Annotated in this window: 1 protein-coding gene; it reads left to right on the plus strand. The window is 34.9% G+C overall.

The annotated features are described in order from the left end of the window. Positions 1–381: ParB family protein (locus tag ACIPUA_RS08225; RefSeq protein ID WP_449059549.1), on the plus strand; the 381-nt coding region annotated here is incomplete at both ends.

The following is a 381-nucleotide window of genomic DNA, read 5'->3' on the forward strand; positions in this document are numbered from 1 at the left end:
GATATACAAACGGCTAAAGAGCATAACTTAAGAGAGATTGGGTTACGTTTATTAGAATTACGAGAAAATGGTATGTCACAAAAAGAAATTGCTCTTTTTGAAAACATGTCTGCAGCAAAAGTGACTCGGGCGATTCAAGCTGCTTCAGTACCCGATGATATTATTGCACTATTCCCTGTTCAATCTGAACTCGCCTACGGCGACTACAAATTATTACTGACAATTGAGCAGCTTATAGAATCAAAAGAACTCGTAAAACGGGATATTATTGATGAAGTTAATGAGAAGATTGCGCGATTAATCGATAACAAGAAAATCGCGTCAGATGAACTAAAAAAAGTCATATTAACAACATTAAAAAATATTACAGAGCAACTTGTA

The sequence above is a fragment of the Providencia sp. AGC89 genome, from assembly GCF_053543535.1.